Source organism: Rheinheimera sp. (assembly GCF_037442345.1).
Lineage (GTDB): Bacteria > Pseudomonadota > Gammaproteobacteria > Enterobacterales > Alteromonadaceae > Pararheinheimera.
Genome location: NZ_JBBIQL010000032.1, coordinates 24,161 through 41,772, shown reverse-complemented (window position 1 = coordinate 41,772; position 17,612 = coordinate 24,161). Strand labels below are relative to the sequence as shown.

General features: G+C 52.4%; 16 protein-coding genes. 3 read left to right on the top strand and 13 right to left on the bottom strand.

Going from position 1 to position 17,612, the window contains the following annotated elements; translation table 11 throughout:
- Nucleotides 1–115: 115 nt before the first annotated feature.
- Nucleotides 116–718 carry an arylesterase gene (locus WKJ04_RS16820; RefSeq protein ID WP_337881473.1) on the bottom strand — a complete coding sequence of 201 codons (603 nt, stop codon included), beginning with the start codon at nt 716–718 and terminating at the stop codon, nt 116–118.
- Between WKJ04_RS16820 and WKJ04_RS16815 the strand changes: the two genes are divergently transcribed.
- Together WKJ04_RS16815 and WKJ04_RS16810 are read left to right on the top strand one after the other, a co-directional pair.
- Nucleotides 717–1,433, top strand: a complete 717-nt coding sequence (locus WKJ04_RS16815) for an ABC transporter ATP-binding protein (protein ID WP_337881472.1) — start codon at nt 717–719, stop codon at nt 1,431–1,433. The genes WKJ04_RS16820 and WKJ04_RS16815 overlap by 2 nt on opposite strands.
- Nucleotides 1,423–3,903, top strand: a complete 2,481-nt coding sequence (locus tag WKJ04_RS16810; protein ID WP_337881471.1) for an FtsX-like permease family protein — start codon at nt 1,423–1,425, stop codon at nt 3,901–3,903. Before WKJ04_RS16815 ends, WKJ04_RS16810 begins: the two co-directional genes overlap by 11 nt.
- Here WKJ04_RS16810 and WKJ04_RS16805 read toward each other — a convergent pair.
- The 4 genes from WKJ04_RS16805 to WKJ04_RS16790 are packed head-to-tail and all read right to left on the bottom strand — an operon-like array spanning nt 3,894 to nt 7,225.
- Complete coding sequence (locus WKJ04_RS16805; RefSeq protein ID WP_337881470.1) at nt 3,894–4,787, bottom strand: TIGR01777 family oxidoreductase; 894 nt, start codon at nt 4,785–4,787, stop codon at nt 3,894–3,896. The genes WKJ04_RS16810 and WKJ04_RS16805 overlap by 10 nt on opposite strands.
- A gap of 42 nt (nt 4,788–4,829) precedes the next feature.
- On the bottom strand, nt 4,830–5,219 hold the full coding sequence (locus WKJ04_RS16800) for a lysozyme inhibitor LprI family protein (protein ID WP_337881469.1): 390 nt from the start codon (nt 5,217–5,219) through the stop codon (nt 4,830–4,832).
- Nucleotides 5,216–6,547 carry an ATP-binding protein gene (locus WKJ04_RS16795; RefSeq protein WP_337881468.1) on the bottom strand — a complete coding sequence of 444 codons (1,332 nt, stop codon included), beginning with the start codon at nt 6,545–6,547 and terminating at the stop codon, nt 5,216–5,218. Before WKJ04_RS16795 ends, WKJ04_RS16800 begins: the two co-directional genes overlap by 4 nt.
- The gene (locus WKJ04_RS16790; protein ID WP_337843602.1) at nt 6,548–7,225 is read right to left on the bottom strand and encodes a response regulator transcription factor; all 678 of its coding nucleotides are present in this window, start codon (nt 7,223–7,225) and stop codon (nt 6,548–6,550) included.
- 281 nt (nt 7,226–7,506) lie between these two features.
- Here WKJ04_RS16790 and WKJ04_RS16785 point away from each other — a divergent pair, with 281 nt between their 5' ends.
- On the top strand, nt 7,507–7,821 hold the full coding sequence (locus tag WKJ04_RS16785; protein ID WP_337881467.1) for a helix-hairpin-helix domain-containing protein: 315 nt from the start codon (nt 7,507–7,509) through the stop codon (nt 7,819–7,821).
- A gap of 11 nt (nt 7,822–7,832) precedes the next feature.
- Here the strand turns inward: WKJ04_RS16785 and WKJ04_RS16780 are convergent, their stop codons facing one another.
- The 8 genes from WKJ04_RS16780 to WKJ04_RS16745 all read right to left on the bottom strand — a co-directional run bounded on the left by WKJ04_RS16780 (nt 7,833) and on the right by WKJ04_RS16745 (nt 17,582).
- The gene (locus WKJ04_RS16780; RefSeq protein ID WP_337843604.1) at nt 7,833–9,053 is read right to left on the bottom strand and encodes an HDOD domain-containing protein; all 1,221 of its coding nucleotides are present in this window, start codon (nt 9,051–9,053) and stop codon (nt 7,833–7,835) included.
- 134 nt (nt 9,054–9,187) lie between these two features.
- The gene (gene putP, locus WKJ04_RS16775; protein ID WP_337881466.1) at nt 9,188–10,690 is read right to left on the bottom strand and encodes a sodium/proline symporter PutP; all 1,503 of its coding nucleotides are present in this window, start codon (nt 10,688–10,690) and stop codon (nt 9,188–9,190) included.
- A 116-nt stretch (nt 10,691–10,806) separates the two neighbouring features.
- Nucleotides 10,807–12,462, bottom strand: a complete 1,656-nt coding sequence (locus tag WKJ04_RS16770; RefSeq protein WP_337881465.1) for a BatD family protein — start codon at nt 12,460–12,462, stop codon at nt 10,807–10,809.
- Nucleotides 12,456–14,267 (bottom strand): VWA domain-containing protein, encoded by a 1,812-nt coding sequence (locus WKJ04_RS16765; protein WP_337881464.1) that lies wholly within the window; start codon nt 14,265–14,267, stop codon nt 12,456–12,458. Before WKJ04_RS16765 ends, WKJ04_RS16770 begins: the two co-directional genes overlap by 7 nt.
- Nucleotides 14,257–15,243: a VWA domain-containing protein gene (locus WKJ04_RS16760; protein WP_337881463.1), complete on the bottom strand. Its 987-nt coding sequence runs from the start codon at nt 15,241–15,243 to the stop codon at nt 14,257–14,259. The genes WKJ04_RS16765 and WKJ04_RS16760 overlap by 11 nt, the downstream gene beginning before the upstream one ends.
- Nucleotides 15,231–15,689 (bottom strand): DUF4381 family protein, encoded by a 459-nt coding sequence (locus WKJ04_RS16755; RefSeq protein ID WP_337881462.1) that lies wholly within the window; start codon nt 15,687–15,689, stop codon nt 15,231–15,233. The genes WKJ04_RS16760 and WKJ04_RS16755 overlap by 13 nt, the downstream gene beginning before the upstream one ends.
- Complete coding sequence (locus tag WKJ04_RS16750; protein ID WP_337881461.1) at nt 15,679–16,629, bottom strand: DUF58 domain-containing protein; 951 nt, start codon at nt 16,627–16,629, stop codon at nt 15,679–15,681. The genes WKJ04_RS16755 and WKJ04_RS16750 overlap by 11 nt, the downstream gene beginning before the upstream one ends.
- Nucleotides 16,629–17,582 (bottom strand): MoxR family ATPase, encoded by a 954-nt coding sequence (locus WKJ04_RS16745; RefSeq protein WP_337843611.1) that lies wholly within the window; start codon nt 17,580–17,582, stop codon nt 16,629–16,631. Before WKJ04_RS16745 ends, WKJ04_RS16750 begins: the two co-directional genes overlap by 1 nt.
- Nucleotides 17,583–17,612: the final 30 nt, after the last annotated feature.

Genomic DNA, 17,612 nt, shown 5'->3' with positions numbered 1-17,612 from the left:
AGCGCTTGCATGGCATGCAAGAGGTCAGCGGTTCGATCCCGCTTAGCTCCACCAAATTCCTCACTGTATAGCAAAAAAGCGACCATCGGCCGCTCTTTTATGTTTGTTTACAGTTTTATTCTAGACTTTGCACCTTTGGCAGCATTAAATCAGCAATGATTGGCTGAGCTGTAAGATTGGGGTGTAAACCATCTGCTTGCATCCATTCGGGTTTTAACGCTATTTGCTCCATAAAAAATGGCCAGAGCTGAACATCTGCCTTTGCAGCTATTTTGGGATACAAATCGCTGAATCCTTTGCTATAGCGTGCGCCATAGTTGGGCGGTATACGTATTTGCATTAGCACAGCATGGGCACCTGATTGTTGCACCTGATTTATCAAAGCTGAAAGGTTCTGTTCAAGCTGAGGCAGGGGAAAGCCACGCAGTCCGTCATTGGCGCCTAATTCAATTAACACTACGTCGGGTTTGTGTTGTGCTAATAAAGCGGGCAGGCGGGCTAAACCTCCGGCGGAAGTTTCACCGCTGATGCTGGCATTCACCAGGGTGACTTCACTCTGTTGATCGGATAGCTTTTGTTGGAGAAGGTGCACCCAGCTTTGGCTTTGGCTCAAACCATAGCCTGCACTCAGGCTGTCACCCAGAATAAGTAAGGTTTTAGCCTGCACAGGCAAGCTAAGACAACAGACTAACCCCAATACAGAAATAAGACGATTCATGACAACACCTACTTCAGATCTTATTGCAACACAGTTAACTAAAAAGGTGCAGCTGTCCGATGGGACACTGACCATAGTGCAGGATATTAACCTGACTATCGCCGCAGGTGCCAGCGTTGCCATAGTGGGCGCGTCCGGTTCTGGCAAATCTACCTTGTTGGGGTTGCTGGCGGGGTTAGATACCCCCAGTGCCGGCGAATGTTACCTGGCGGGGCAGCCTTTGCATCTGATGACTGAGGATCAGCGAGCTGCATTACGAGCAAAAACAGTAGGTTTTGTGTTTCAGCAGTTTTTATTGCTGCCAAGCCTGACCGCATTGGAGAACGTCACCTTACCGGCTGAACTGGCCGGAATGAAAGACGCCCGGCAGCGGGGACTGGAATTGCTGGAGCAGGTGGGGTTGTCACACAGGGCTGATTTTTACCCGGGGCAGATGTCAGGCGGTGAACAGCAGCGGGTGGCTATAGCCCGTGCTTTTATTACCAACCCACAGGTCTTGTTTGCTGACGAGCCATCGGCCAATCTGGATAATGCGACCGGAAGCAAAGTCGAAGACTTGCTGTTTCGTCTGAATGAACAACAAGGGACAACCCTGGTGTTAGTGACTCACAATGATGAGCTGGCACAACGCTGCCAGTTCAGGTACCGCATGCATGCAGGTCAACTGAGCCCAATAGACCTGGCTCAGGACGGAGCACAACGTCATGTGGGCTAAACTGGCGTGGCGTTTGTTCTGGCGGGAACTCAAACGTGGCGAGTTATGGGTGATTGCGTTCGCATTGTTCTTAGCCGTACTGACAGTGGTGAGCCTGTCAGGTATTACCGAATCAGTCCGGGCGGCTTTGTACCAGCGCAGTGCCAATTTTGTGGCGGCAGATAAAATTCTGCGATCATCTGTGGGATTCAATTCTGATGTGCAGCAGAAGGCAGATGCGTTAGGGCTCAAAGCAGCACAACAACTGCAATTTAATTCCATGGTGTTTGCTGGGGAAAACATGCAGCTGACAGCCATCAAGGCGGTCTCTGATAGTTACCCTTTACGGGGGACATTAGAGCTTGGTACCACGGTACAGCAGGTGAAACCCGGGTTGAAACCGACATCAGGACAGGTCTTTGTCGAAGAACGTTTGCTAAATTTGTTGCAAGTGGTACCGGGTGATTCTATCGAACTTGGCGAAAGCCGCTTACAGGTTGCCGGCATTATTATCAACGAGCCGGATGCACCTTTAAGTGTATTTGGCGGTCAGCCCCGGTTACTGATGCATATCGATGACGTGCCAGCCACTCAAGTGATCCAGCCAGGCAGCCGAATCAGCTACCGGCAGATGTATGCTGGGGATGGCGATCGTCTGCAGCAGCTTGAGGAGCAAAGCAAAGACCTGCTGGGCCCTCAGGACAGATGGCAGACGATGGACAGGCAATCTGCCGTCGGTGGTGCAGTAGACAGAGCTGAACGCTTTTTATTACTGGCTGGCCTTCTTGGTATCGTTCTGGCCGCCTGTGCTGCCGCAGTGGCCGCCAGCCGATACAGTCAACGCCACGCCCGTGCTGTTGCCGTGATGAAAGCCTTGGGTGCCAGTGTCACTCTGACGCGCAAACTCTACAGCAGTCATCTGGCACTGGTGACCATATTTAGTGTGGCCTTGGGCTTGCTGTTGGGTCAGTTGGCCGTTGAGCTGAGTCAGTTTGGCATCCGGTTTTATTTACCGGATTATGAAGCGCGTTTCAGCTGGCGCCCTCTGGGCCTTGGTACGCTGACGGCACTAATTTGTGCTTTACTGTTTTCCGCCAGGCCGTTATGGCGGCTTGCTGCTGTGCCAGCACTGAATGTGCTGCGTCAGCAGCACGAAGGCATGAAACTCGATCCGATTCACCTGGCCAGCGGCGCCGCAGCCATTTGGGGCCTGATGTGGCTGTTTAGCGGCGATCTGTTCTTAAGTACGGCTTTGTTTGCGCTTTGTACACTTTTTGCGGCCTTACTGATGGGGTTTGCCGCACTGATGATGAAAATCGCCAAACCGATGGCGGCAGGCCAAAGCAGCGCATTGAAACTGGCACTGGCCAATCTGCGCCGGCGGCTGTGGCCAAACGCTTTTCAGCTCATTACCTTTACCCTGGCGCTTTTTCTCACGTTACTGCTGTATTTCCTGCGTTCAGAATTGCTGGACCAATGGCAGCGGCAGGTACCTGAAGGTGCTCCTAATCAGTTTTTGGTCAATCTGACTGCTCAGGACCGGGCTGAGCTCGAATCTATAGCCACCACCGAAAATTTAACGCTGACAGGTTTCTATCCAATGGTACCAGGCCGGGTGTTGGCGGTGAATGGCGAACTGTTTCGCGATGAAGCGACCAAAGAAGCTCCTGAGCGCCGCGAAGGGGTAGGGCGTGAGCTGAATCTTACCTGGGTCAGCGAGTTGCCTGACAACAACAGGATCAGTCAGGGCCAGTGGTTTAATGAAAACAGTCGGGCGGAAGTATCGGTGGAAGCCGAGCTTGCACAACGGTTATTGCTGAAATTGGGTGATAGTTTACAGTTTTCGATCGGCGGGCAATTATTCGATGCCAAAGTCAGCAGTATCCGTACTGTGGACTGGAACAGCCTGCAACCTAACTTTTATATGATCCTGTCACCAGATCTGATGCAGAATTTCCCTGCCACTTATATCACGGCTTTCTACCTGCCGGCAGACCGGACGGAGCTGCTTAATCAATTGGCCCGACAGTTTCCAACGGTCAGTGTGATTTCGGTGGATGCGATCCTCAAACAGGTGAACGATATCATCAACCAGGTCTCGGTAGCGTTAAGCTTCATTCTGATCCTGGTGGTTGCCGCAGCCACTCTGGTCTTGGTTGCCCAGGTGCAGGCGACGCTGGAGCAACGTGAACAAGAACTTGCTACCTTGCGTACTCTGGGGGCCAGTTCGGTATTTCTTCGCTCAGCATTGCTGCTGGAGTTTGCTGCGCTGGGGGCTCTGGCTGGTCTCTTTGCGACCTTACTGGCGGAGGTGTTGCTTGCTGTGGTTCAGCAACGTTTCTTTGAGTTGAGTTACAGCCCGAACTGGACTTTATGGTGGCTCGGCCCCGTGGCTGGTATTGGCTTGGTGACGGTGCTGGGCGCCTGGCAGTTGCGCGGTTTATTAAGTCTGCCTGGCAGTCTGTTACTGCGGCGCGCACTTCAGAGCTGAAGTGCTGCCAATGCCTCTTTCAAATAAGGATAACGGAACTGAAACCCAGCCTGCAGCAGACGCTGAGGCTGGGCGTTTTGCCCAAACAGCATCAAATCGGCCATCTCACCAAATAAAGCCCTGACCACAAAAGCGGGCATCCGCAACGCCGCTTTTCTCCCCAACCTGGCGGCCAGCAGTTGACTGAATTGCTGATTTGTAACAGGGCGTGGTGCAGTGGCATTAAAAGGGCCACTCAGTTCATTTTGATGCAACAGAAAATCAATCAAAGCGACCATATCCTCAATATGGACCCAGGACATAAATTGCTGGCCTGTGGCGATAGGACCTCCAAGACCCATCCGGAATGGCAGTAGCATTTTGCTCAAGGCACCGCCTTTTTCACTGAGCACAATACCGGTTCGTACTAAACAAACCCGGGTGCGTTCACTGGCTGCTCTGTTCGCCAGGTTTTCCCAACGGGCGCAGACATCATGGCTAAACTCAGGATAAAAGGACAACTCTTGTTCAGATATAGGTTCTGGTCCTTGTCGGCCATAAAAACCAACCGCAGACCCATTGATCAACACCGAAGGTGCAGTGCTGGCCTGCTGAATGGCGCCGGCGATTTGTTCGGTTAAAAGCCAGCGACTCTGGCAGATCCGTTGCTTTTGTGCCTCGGTCCAGCGTTTGGCGGCAATAGGCTCGCCAGCCAGATTAACCACGGCATCTAACTGGTTAAAATCGACATCACTTAACTGCCCAACACAGGGATGGTTGGTACCCAAAAGCCTGCCCGCCCGTTTTGGATCCCGGCTGAGCAGAATCAGCTGATGGGTGGATTGCCAGTGCGCAACCAAAGCGCGCCCAATTAAACCGGTGGCTCCGGTGAGCAGGATCTTCATCAGCATGCCTCAGGTGGTGACTGTCTTGGCAAGTATAGCTGGCTAGTTATTTTCGGGTTGAAAGTCAGAAAGTTTCAATTGATCAATACGTTGCTGAATATGCCTCAACTGGCAGCTTTTGTAAGCAATTGCTGCAGCCTGCGATTCCGGTAAACGCAGCTGAAATTGCCAGCGGCAATCCTGCTCCTGATAGCTTTGGAAGCTCTGACGGCTTTTATTGAAACCATTTAGTGCATCCTGACGGCCTGTGGTTTTAACATGCTGTTCCAGCTTAAATTGCAGGTTGTTTTCCCAGGTACTGAGTTCCCGCTGAGTCTGCTGCAACTGCTGTTCGAGGCATCTGAGCTGCGCTTTTTTATCCTGCTGGTTTTCGTCACAGTTGGCGGACAGATGGCAGGCAAAAACAGATAAAGTCAGAACCAGGGTTTTCATGCAGTTTCCCTTGTTTTAGTTTCACTGAAACGGACAACAAAGCGTGCGCCGCCAAGAGGGCTGCGCGACACCTGTAGCACACCGGAATACGATCGAACCAATTCAGCCACTATAGATAAGCCCACACCGTGGCCATCCTTATAGGTATCCAGCCGGGTGCCGCGTTCGAACATGTCTTGCATTTTGTGTTCAGGAATACCGGGACCGTCGTCTTCCACGTCCAGTTGAAGCGGTTGACCAAAAGCTGTGACTTTGACTCTGTGGTGGCAGGCTTTGCAGGCGTTGTCCATCAAATTGCCAAGGATCTCCATAAAATCTGTTTCGTCGCCACGGAAGTTGACGCTGGCCTGGCATTCAATCTCAAGCTGAATACCTTTGTCGCGGTAAATTTTACTCAGTGCGGCTTCGAGTTTTTCCATCAGAGGGCGAACGGCAATTTGTTTCTGCCAGACGTCTTCGCCTGAACTCGCCGCGCGTTTCAGCTGATGTTCTATCATGGCGGTGATCCGGTCCAATTGCTCACGCAACTCGGGCTGTTCAGACAATTTGGACGTACGCAATACGGCTATCGGAGTTTTCAGAGCATGGGCCAGATCACTTAAATGATGACGGTAACGCTGCTTTTGCCGGTTTTGGCTGGACAATAATAAATTCAGGTCCTCTTTGATTTTCTGCAGTTCAGTCGGATAATCGCCAACCAACTGCTGCTGCTTGCCCTGTTCCAGCTTGTTGATTTCTTTGTCGAGCAGCCACAGCGGTCTGGTTGTCCAGTAATAGGCCAACAAGGTCAATAACAGCAAAACGGCCGCTATGCCGACAAACCATTGGCGTAACGTGGTGCGAAAGCTTTGTAGCGGTTCCTGCAATAAATCGTCGTCCTGCACTACATGGATAGTGATAGGCAAGGTGCTGTCACCCGAGTCGAACAGTACCGCAAAAGACAAGACCCAAAATTTCTTCTGATGTTGTTCCATCAGCACAAACTCATGGGATGCTGGCAGTATCTGATGCATTGGGGGTTCAAACTGCAGGTTAATTGACGAATCTGATTGCCACAGCAGTTTGTTTTCACTGGTGATAAAAGCTGTTAAGCCAGAATCAGGCCGGTAAAAGTCAGGGGGAAGCAGGTTATTGCTTAACGCCACTTCTTCACCTTGCGGCTGAACCTCCGCCAGAATCGAATACATATGAACTTCGAGTTTCTGTTCAGTGCTGGTCAGTAACTGGGTGTAAAACGCCTGCTCTATTGCAAAAAAAGAACCTGGCAATAAAAACAACAGTAACACCAGACTGATCACGCCTTGGCGAAGCTTCAGTGATAACTGCATTTAGCTGACTGCCAGGGTAAAACGGTAGCCACGACCTCTTAAGGTTTCGATTGGTTTCAGCTCACCGGTTGGGTCCAGTTTTTTACGCAGCCGCAGCACAAAGACTTCAATTACATTGCTGTCCAGATCAAAATCCTGATCATAAATGTGTTCGGTCAGCTCTGTTTTTGAAATCACTTTATTTGGATTGTGCATAAAGTACTCCAGTACTTTGTATTCATAAGCTGTCAGGCTGACTTCATCCTGCTCATGCCAGACTTGTTGAGTCCGGCTGTTCAGGCGGATGGGGCCTGCATTCAGCAACGGATCCGGCTGGCCCGCTGCACGGCGGATCAGCGCATTGATACGGGCCAATAATTCTTCGGTGTGAAAAGGTTTAGTCAGGTAATCGTCAGCGCCTGCGTCCAGTCCTTCCACTTTTTCCTGCCAGCTGCCACGGGCTGTCAATACAATCACGGGGGTTTTCAGCTCATTCTGGCGGGCTTTCCGGATCAGCGACAAACCATCCATTTTTGGCAAACCTATATCAATGACAGCTAGATCGTAGGGATACTCGCTCAGCTTGTACCAGCCCTCGGCACCGTCAAATGCCAGGTCAACACTGAATTGCTGTTGTACCAAATGTTCGCGGATCTGCTCTGCCAATAGGGTTTCGTCTTCAACTACCAGTAAACGCATCTGTCTTTCCTTTGGGATATCACCGGGTTAATGACCGCTATGCTAAAGCAGTCTTGCTTTGGCTTCAATCGTCGGACTATGGTTGGTCCGGGCTGAATTGCCCCTGAACAGTCCGATGACAGCGCCTTAAAAATGTAGATAAAAAGTTGCCATAATGTTGCAAGTGACTATGCTTATTTTCAGGTTGCATAACAGCTCAACGCAAGGACGGCGACGAGGTGGAACCGGACGCAACCCCGGCGGCAGAGTCTGCGACGTGAGCTATACCGGAGGGATCCATCATGAAACATATCCTTATTGCCGCGTTACTGGCCAGCCTGACGGCGGGTGTTAACCTGAGCCTGGCTCAGGAGTTGGCGAAAGCCCCTTTGACGGTCAGCGCTGAAGCCAAAACCGCCGTAAAAACTAAACTTAATATCAACAAAGCCAGTCTGGATCAGCTGGTGGCTATTCCAGGCATTGGTGAGAAAAAAGCTCAGGCTATCAAAGAGTACATCGCTGCCAATGGTCCGATCAAAGATCAGCAACAGCTGACGGAAGTGAAAGGTATTGGTGACAAGCTGGCGGCTAAAGTGGCGGAGCATATCAGCTTCTGAGTGGTGTATTGTTATTCACCCAGGGCTTTCATTTGCTCGTTGGCCCACTGCACCGCACTGTGGTACGCGTCCGGCACTGCTTTGTTGTCTAACTGCAGTCGCCGGATCCACACTTCCGCTTCATCCCATTGTGCCTGCTCGTATAGTTTGATCAATTGCAGGTAATCCGCCATCGGACCTTTGTTATCGATCAATGCCGCTTTGATATCAACGGACAGCGGAAGTTTTGTCATGACCGACGCCATTGGTTCATCCAAAATGGCGTCTATTAAAGACATCATGCCGGTGAGGAAGGCCTCTGCCGGAGCTGTGAAACCGGCTAATATTGACAGATGTTCGGCAAATCGTGCCCGGGTCATTGCCAGACGCATCAGCTCGGCTGGTTTTTCTGAGCCGACCTGAGCCGTAAACAAGACAGACAAAAAGCGTTTCAATTCAGTTTGTCCCAATAAAACCAAAGCTTGCCGGATGGTGGAAATATCGGTTCTGCGCTTAAATACGGCTGAGTTGGCATAACGCAACAGCTTGTAAGACAGGTTTACATCCCGTTCAAATATGCCGGTAATGACAGCCAGGTCCATTTCTTTTTTCGCGGTTTCGTACAACAATTCTGCCAGCGTCATTTGAGCCGGAGACAAAGCCCGGCTCTGCATCATTTCAGGTTTGGAAAAAAAATAGCCCTGAAAAAAATCAAAACCCATTTCAATGGCTTGTTGGAATTCTTCATTGGTCTCTACTTTTTCAGCCAGAAGTTTGATCTGAGGAAAACCTGCAATCGCCTGTTTTATTTGGCGTATTTCTTCGAAAGACGTACTGCGCAAGTCAATTTTAATGATATCGATCAGCGGGAAAAAGTGTCGCCAGACAGGTTGATGAATATAGTCGTCAAGCGCCAGAACATAACCTTCTTTTTTGAGTGCCTGACATTCAGCCAATAATCGTTTGCCTGGCTGCACAGTTTCAAGAATTTCAACCACGACCTGCTCAGGTGGAAGCAAAGTTGGAAATCTTTTGAGGAGCGCATCCAGGGTGAAATTTATAAAACCAGGTTTGTCATCCAGAAATTCGCCCAGACCCAGGTTCAGTTGGCTACCTTCAATCATTCTTAAGGTTGCTTCGTCACTGTCTATATCCGGAAACGAATTTTTTACCCCATCGCGAAATAATAATTCATAAGCAAACAGATTCTTCTCTTTGTCCAGAATAGGCTGGCGCGCCGTGTAGAAGTACATTTGGGGGAAATTCCTGTTCCTTGGGGTGACCAACCCACTGTAGCAAAAAAAAACTCTGTCCGACTATCTGTCATACAGAGTTTTTTTGTTTTGTTCAAAACAAACTTCGAGACGACTGATTTATGCCTATCTATCTAATTGTTTTCACTTTTTTCTAACTTTTTCAGCACAGAACCAAACAATTCCTGCACTCCGGCGGCCGGAGGGGATGTCAGACGGCTAACCAGCACAGTGGCCAGCGCTGACGCCAGTACACCAGGGATCATTGCATAGATGAAATCATCCAGTTGTTTGCCATCAATTTGCAGGGGGGCATAAACCCAGAACAGAACTGTCACGGCACCAGCACTGATGCCCGCCAGTGCTCCCCAGTGATTCATCCGTGACCAGTACAGACTCAGCAGCACCACAGGACCAAAGGCGGCACCAAAACCAGCCCAGGCATCGGCGACCAAAGATAAGATGCTGTTGTTGCTGTCCAGTGCTAAGCCTATCGCGATCAGAGCCACCAGCAACACGGACAGACGGCCAATCAGCACCTGCTGCTTGTCCGTGGCCGCTTTATGCAAAAAGGTTTTGTAAAAATCCTGGGTCAGTGCACTGGAGGTGACCAGCAACTGGGAGGAAACAGTGCTCATAATGGCGGCCAGAATAGCGGCTAACAGTAAGCCACCGACAAAGGGGTGAAACAGAATTTGGGAGAAGTAGATAAAGATAGTTTCAGGATCCTTCAGCGTCGTACCCGCCTGATGCACATAAGCAATACCGACAAAACCAATGGCCATGGCGCCAATCAGTGACACAATCATCCAGGACATGCCAATGCGGCGGGCCGCTTTAAAATCTTCCACCGATCGAATCGCCATAAAACGCACAATAATATGTGGCTGGCCAAAATAGCCGAGGCCCCAGGCCAATAAAGAAATAATGCCCAGCAATGAGGTGCCGGTAAACAGATCCAAATGGGTCGGGTTCAGTTGTTCTATGGTGCTGAACAGGGTTTCAGGTTGCTCCAGTGAGCCATAGGCAACCACAGGCACCATAACCAGTGCGACAAACATAATCATGCCCTGAACGAAGTCTGTCATGCTGACTGCCAGGAAGCCACCCAGCAGGGTATAAGCTATGACAACACCAGCCGTTAAAAACAAGCCAAAGCGGTAGTCAAGCTGAAACACAGTTTCGAACAGTTTGCCACCGGCCACCATGCCGGAGGAGGTATACAAGGTAAAGAAAATAACGATCACTAAGGCCGAGACCAGACGAAGCATACGGCTTGGGTCGGCAAAGCGGTTTTCCAGGTAATCGGGCAGGGTGATCGAGTCTTTGGCCAGTTCGGTATAGACCCGAAACCTTGGTGCCAACAGGATGTAATTCAGATAAGCACCAATCACCAGGCCGACACCAATCCAGATCTGCGACAGTCCTAAGGCATACATGGCGCCAGGTACACCCATCAGCAACCAGCCGCTCATATCGGAAGCGCCGGCCGATAAAGCTGTCACGCTTGGGCCTAACTTCCGGCCACCTAACATATACTCAGACAAATTGCTGCTGGACTGGCGGTAAGCCATGACCCCTATAGCCAGCATGGCAAAAAAATAAATGGCAAGTGCCAACATGGTTCCCGTCGCCATAATACCCCCGTGCTTATTGTTTTAATAAAATGCGCCGAATGCTAACAACAGCTCCGGAAGTAAGCCAGTGCTTTCGGTGAATTGGCAGCTGGCTGCGGTCACCTTGTTTGTTGCCGCTACATGTTCGGATACAGCGGCGCCAATCTGGCGTGGCTGGACTGTTTTTGCAGTTCCAGTCTGGACCAGCTCTGCCATAACGCCTTGCCTTGCCAAGGGGCTGAACCCGGTTGGTACAGTGCCTTATTCAGTCCTTCCAGTTGCTGGCGGAATTCATCCTGCCCACACCAATGCCCCAACTGGCTCAGTGACTGTGGTCGTTCACCAAAATACTGCTCTGCCCAGTCCAGCAGCCAGCTGCGGCACAATGCAGCATCATTGGCGTGTGCGGCTTGTTGCAGTTTCTTTGGGTTCATCCGTGCTTTGGCGGACTCGGTCACTGTTTTGCTGACTTGTGGGACAGCCCTTGCTTTCAGTGCTTGCCAGACCCAAAGCGCCACTGTGCTTAACCACAACAGCAACAGGGCCGAACTGCTGTGCGTCCATGCCCATGGCGAAGTGGCTGTGGCTGCGGCTGTTACAGCCTGACTGGTGCTGACTGTAGGTGCTGTGTCAGCGCCAGTGTTTTCACCGGCAGCTACTTGCAATGTCACAGCGGGCAGCTCGGCATACTCCAGTTGGTTGGTTTTGGCGTTCCACCAGGGCAGCCGAATTTCAGGCAAGGTCAGTTCACCGCTTTTGCTGGCAACCACCGCCATACTGAAGACTTTTTGCGCCACCAGCCGGCCATTGCGCTCGGCTTGTTTGCTTTGTGGCTGTTCCCGGTAAAGTTTCACTCCGTCCGGCGTTGTCTGGGGTAAATCGGGTAACTGATTGGCTGCCACATCCAAAGCCGTCAGTGTGATGGTGCGCGTCACGGGCTCACCCTGACGTACACTGGTACCGGCCGGGCTCCATTCTTCGGTCAGTTCCACCAGGCCAGCGACCAGCCAGTCACCGGGGAAATCGACCGGTTGTGGTTCTACGCGCAGGGTCAGGCTGTTGGAGGTGGCGGTCACGCTTTGCGTCTGCGCAAAATAGTCATAGCGGCCAGAGCTGCGGTCCAGCATTTCACCGCTCAGAATGGCGGGCGGAATCGTAAATTCACCGCTTTGTTCCGGGATCAAGCGGTAGCGGCGGGTGAAAGTACGGTAACGTTCTCCGTTTACCAGTTCAGTGCCTTCCTGATCCTTGCCCTGTTGTTCAATGCTCAGGCCCGCCACTTTGGGTTCATTCAGACTGCCGCGTTGCAAATCGCCTTTAAAGTAAATTTTTACGGTCAGATAACTCAACTGCTGCACATACAGCTTTTCTTGCTCCAGGCTGCTTTCGACAAACAACAACTCTTTGTTCTGACTGCTGCGCTCCGGAGCTTTTTGCACCTCCACCTCAATAGGGGAGGAGCTGACGCCCTCCAGGGTAAAGGCGGGGATCACAAAACGCCCGGTGTCGCGGGCTTTGAGCAATAAACGCCAGCTGGTGGTGCGGCTGGCCTGACCGTTAAAGACTTGCATTTGCTGGCCTATGGACGGTCCCTGCACTTCAAAATAAGGCTCCAGTACAGAAAAATCCGGTTGCCTGCTGACATCGCCGTCGGCCACCAGCTCCAATACGGCAGTTTCGCCCAACAGCATCGGGTTTTTGTCCAAGCTGGCTTTGAGTTGAGTGAGCGCCAGCAGTGGCTGACTGACGAAAAGCAGGGTCAGTCCCAATGCAAACACAGCATGTCTTACCATTCTTCCAATACTCCCTGCGATGCCTGTTCAAAGCGTCGCTTCTGATATTCAAGGGCCATTTTTCGTTTCAGCAATAAGGAGGGATCGTCCTGCACTTTTCTCAGCAAGTTATCCAATTGCTGGCTTTGCTCTGGTGATGCATTGGGCCAGGCTTCGGATATCGCCTGTTGTTTTTGCTGAACGGATTCTTGCTGTTCTGCCTGTTTCTGTTCTTGCTGCTGTTGTTGTTCGTTGTTTTGGGCTTGTTGTTCTGGGTCATTGTGTTGACCTGCCTGAGGTTCGGGATCTTTGTCACCTTGCCCGGACGACTGATTCTGCGCTGAGGACTGCTCAGAGTTTTCACTCTGCTGTGATTTGTCTTCAGCGTTTTGTTCCTGCGATGGGTCGCCCTGAGATTGTTGCTCGTTGGAGTCGCCCTGCTGTTTCTGATCCTGAGACTCTTGCTGCTTTTGTTGCTCCAGCGCCTTTTTTACCTGCTCCAGATTATGGGCGGCATTGGCGTGGTCCGGCTGCTGCGCCAGGGTATCTTCATAAGCCTGAATGGCTTCGTCAAAGCGTTGTTGTTGCGCCAGGCTGTTGCCAAGGTTGTAGCTGGCATCCGGTCCGCTGGCTTGCCGGTACGACTTTTCTGCGGCGGCAAAATCGCCGGCTCGATAGGCGGCATTGCCTTTCCATAAAGGGTCATCAAATTGTTGCCAGGCACTGCTGTAGTCCTGCTGTTCGTAGGCCTGCTTCGCTTGTTGTTGCTGGTTCAGCCATAAATCCTGCCAGTCCAGCGCATGGCTTTGTGGCAGGTACACACAGAGCAACAGTGCCAGCAGCTGGCCTTGTTTCTTTTGCCATAACCAGAATGCCAGCAACAGCCAGACCAGATAGACTGCATTGTCCTGCCACTGCTCGCCCCGCAGCTGGCTGGGCTGTTGTTCGTCCTGCAGGCTGGTCAGATCAGGCAATTGCCACAGTTGGCGGATATCGCTGTCATCCGGCTGTACCTGAGCAAAAACGCCGGCTTTTTGCAGGGCCAGCTGTTGCAATTGCTGTAAGGGCACTTTGGGCAGCACTATGGCACCCTGATTGTCCTTGAGCAGCTCGCCATTGCTCAGCCGCACCGGTGCGCCGTCGGCTGAACCAAAGGCCAGCACTGAAACACGGTGCGGGTAATTATCCAGTTGATCACGCAGCGCCGCGTAATCACGGCTGGAAAAGCCATCGGTAAACAGCACTACGTCGCCCTGACTGTAATTGCCCTGCTGCAGCAACTGCGCCGCCAGCTGCAAGGCGGCAGCCAGGTTTGAGCCCTGCACCGGCATAATGTCCGGGCTTAAAGTGGGCAGCAGCAGCTTCAGGTTGTTTTTGTCCTGCGTCAGGGGGGAAATCACAAAGGCGTCGCCGGCAAAACTGATCAGTGCTACTTCGCCTTCGCGGATGCCTTCCAAAAAATCCATCGCTTTAAAACGCGCCTGTGTGGCGCGGTCTGGGGCCAGGTCCGTGGCGTGCATGGACAAGGACATGTCCATCACCAGCACTGTGGCTTTTTTCAGCTGGTACACCGGCTGCGGTATTTTTTGCAGGCTGGGGCCACAGAGTGCCAGCACTAACAGCAGCCAAAACAGCAGCAGCCACAGCGCCTTTTGAGGTTGTTGTGTTGTGGTGCCATTGAATAACCTGTGTTGTAAATGAGGGGCTATCCACTGCTGCCAGGCGCTGGGTACACGGCGAAAACGCCAGAACAGCAACCATAACAGCACAGCGGGCAAGGCGAGCCAGGCCATTTCAGGCCGTAACCAATGCAGTTCAGGCCACATGGTGTTGCCTCCTTAACTGGATTTGACGACCCGCCAGCACAGCCATAAGCAGCAACGCCAGCAGCAGCGGATAATGCAGCAGGCTTTGTTGGGGCCTGTAGCTGATTTGATCACGCTCCACAGGTTCGAGTTGATCGAGCAGTTGATAAATGCCGGCCAGCTCCTGTAAATCCCTGGCGCGGAAATAACGGCCGCCGGTTTCAGTCGCCAGTTGAGTCAGCAGGGCTTCATCCAAATCCTGCGACGGGTTCACCAGTTGCCGGCCAAAGATGCTCTCCTGCACCATTTGTTCTGCGCCCACACCCACAGTGTAAATCTTTACCCCGGCGGCTTTGGCCAGTTGCAGGGCTTCCAGCGGCTGAATCACCCCGGCCGTATTGGCGCCGTCACTCAGTAGAATCAGCACTTTGTTGGAGGTTTCGTAACTGTTCAGCCGTTTAATGGCCAGACCAATGGCTTCACCAATGGCGGTGCGCTCACCGGCCAATCCCCGCACCGATTCATCAAGCATAGTGCGGACTGTGGTCAGGTCGTACGTCAGAGGGGTTTGCTGATAAGCGGCGTCACCAAACAGGATCAGCCCAAGCCGGTCTCCCTGACGTTTCTGAATAAAATCGTTTAGTACCAGCTTCACCGCATCCAGCCGGTTGATGGCCTGGTTTTGGTATTGCATATCGGTAATGTCCATCGAACCGGACAGGTCAACGGCCAGCATCAGGTCGCGTCCTTGTTGTGGCAAGGTGATGGTGTCACCCAACCAGCGAGGCTGGGTCGCCGCCAACACCAATAAACACCAGCACAGGGCACGTAACCAGCGGCTCCAGTGCCGTGGGGCCTGCACTTTGCTTTGTTGTTTCCGGCTGAACTGATACAGCGCCTGGTGGCGCAACGCGGCACCATGGGCGCTGGTTTTTTGCCGGAACAGCAAAGGCAAGGGGAGCAGTAAAGCCAACCAGGGATAACCTAATTCGAACATAAGGCCTCCAGTTGCTGTACATTCAGCTGACGCAGAAGAGCGCCTGCCCAGTGGTAAAACTTTTGCTGTTGTTGTTCAGCTGGTGCGCCCTGATACAACAGGTGCTGTAAATCTGGCAAAGGTTCTGTGTGCAACGACTGCAGCAGCTGTTGCCATTGGGGCAGAGCAGCCGACAGAGCCGGGTGCGTCGGCTGGTAGTGTTTGACCAGACGTTTGAGCAACTGATTCAGCTCTGCACTTTGCAAAGGACTGAGCTGGGCCCATTCCTGCCGGGCCTGGCGTAATGCCAGCTGTTTATGCCGCCGGCGCATCAAATGCCTGACCACCCAGACCAACAGCAGGAACACCACTAAGGCCAGCCCCCACCAGAGAGGGGCTGGTGGCCAGAAGGTGGCCAGGGCCGGCTCGCTGATGTCGGCCAGTTGTAATGCAGGTTCAGTGGCCATGGCCCCAGCTCCTGTTGAGTTGTTGTAATAACGATTCACCGCTGGACAGCTGCATAAAGCGACAACCCAGTTGTTGAAAGCTCAGCTGCAATTGCTGCTGCTGTTGCTGCTGTTCAAGTTGATACTGTTGGCGTTTAAAGCCTGAGCCTAAATCCAGCACAGCTTCCTCCTCGCCGTTACTGATGCGGGCCCCACCACTGGCATGGGCAGGCCAGCTGCTGTCCAGCGGATCAAGAATCTGCACGGCACAGACTTCATTGTGCTGACGAATGGCCTGAATATGACGCCAGCCCTGGGCCGTTAAAGTGCTGAAATCCGACAGTAAGTACACCAACGCGCCTGGATGTACCAGCCGACGCAGTAAAGCCAGTGCCTGATCCAGCTGTACTTTGGACGGCAGCGCTTTCCCCTGTTGCACCCGAAGCATCGCATTTAAATAGCGCAATACCGACTGGCTGCGCGCCGCAGGTTTCAGTTCCAGCAGTTGCTCCTGGCTGAACACCAGGCCACCGAGCTTGTCACCGCGCTCTTTCACATGCCAGGCGAGCAGGGCCGCCAGATGAGCCGCCTGCACCGACTTAAATAACAAACTGGAGCCGAACTGCATTGAGTCCGACAAGTCGGTCAGAATAAAGACTGGGCGCTCTTTTTCTTCCCGGAACAGCTTGGTGTGCATTTTGCCGGTGCGGGCCGTCACCCGCCAGTCGATGGTGCGGACATCATCACCGGTCTGGTAATGCCGTACTTCATCAAACTCCATACCGCGGCCTTTGGTTTTCGCCAGGTAGCTACCGGCCAGCTTACTCTGTATGGCCATTTTCGGGCTTAAATCGAGCAGGCTGTGAAAGCGTTGGTAGGCCAACAGCTGCGGCAAATCCAAATCGATGCCGTTGGTTTTCAGCGCCTGCAGTTGCTCATAAACAGAAGAGGCGTTTTGCATCAGGCCACAGGCACCAGTTTCAGAATTTGTTTCAGCACATGATCCGTGGTCAGGCCCTGAGCTTCTGCATCATAGGTCAGGATCAGGCGATGACGCAGTACATTCAAAAACACGTCCTGCACGTCATCCGGCGTGACAAAATCGCGGCCAGACAACCAGGCTTTCGCACGGGCACACCGTTCCAGCGCGATAGAGGCCCGCGGGGAGGCACCATAAGCAATCCAACTGGCCAGCTCATCGCTGTAAGCGGCGGCGTTGCGGGTGGCCATAATCAACTGCACTATGTATTGTTCCAGGCTTGGTGCCATATGCAGTTGTAAAATGGCTTTACGGGCGGCAAAAATATCCGTCTGACTGATGGGGGACAATTCGGCTTTTTGTTGCGACAACGCTTCACCGCGGGTTAACCGCAGGATCTCAAGTTCAGTGGCCGCATCCGGGTAATCCACTTTCAGATGCAATAAAAAGCGGTCCAACTGGGCTTCAGGCAGCGGGTAAGTGCCTTCCTGCTCCAGCGGGTTTTGCGTGGCCATCACCAAAAACAGTTCAGGCAAGGCGTAGGTCTTGCGGCCCACCGTAATTTGTTTTTCCGCCATGGCTTCTAATAATGCAGACTGCACCTTGGCCGGAGCCCGGTTAATTTCGTCCGCCAGAATAATATGGTGGAACAAAGGGCCAGCCTGAAACTCAAACTGGCCAGTGTCAGGCCGGTAAATGTCGGTGCCGGTTAAATCGGCTGGTAATAAATCGGGTGTAAACTGAATGCGGTGGAAACGGGCTTCGACCCCTTTTGCCAGGGCGTTGACCGCGCGGGTTTTGGCCAGGCCAGGCGGGCCTTCCACCAACAAGTGGCCGTTGGCCAACAAGGCCAGCAAAATTCCTTCGGTCAGGGCGCTTTGACCCAGCACCTGACTGTCTAAATACTCTTTTAATGCAGAAAAGGCTTGTACCATAAATACTGGTCCAGTTAGTTGTTGTTTTCC